Source organism: Cobetia sp. SIMBA_158, assembly GCF_046566945.1.
GTDB lineage: Bacteria > Pseudomonadota > Gammaproteobacteria > Pseudomonadales > Halomonadaceae > Cobetia > Cobetia amphilecti.
Map to the genome: position 1 here is coordinate 1 of NZ_JAWJYL010001050.1, position 238 is coordinate 238.

General features: G+C 63.4%; 1 protein-coding gene. It reads right to left on the reverse strand.

The window, feature by feature from the left end:
* On the reverse strand, nt 1-238 hold a 238-nt coding region (locus R2R70_RS23015; RefSeq protein WP_410979348.1), incomplete at both ends, for a polyprenyl synthetase family protein.

Below are 238 nucleotides of genomic sequence, written 5' to 3' on the forward strand. Positions count from 1 at the left end.
CTGCAGCGCGCTGACCTGTGCCGGGGTGACGGTTTCGTCGGTTTCCCTGGCCAGAATCGCGCCGGCATGTGCGGCCGTCTCGAACAGCATGTCGGTCTTGCCGTGGAGGGTCTCGAAGTAGGCGGCTTCATCAATGTCGGCATTGCCGATATTGGGCAGCTGCAGGACTTCGCCCTCGGCGATGGTGCAGGTGGCAGCGGAGGGAATCGCCATCACGTCGATCGAGCCGACTTCGACT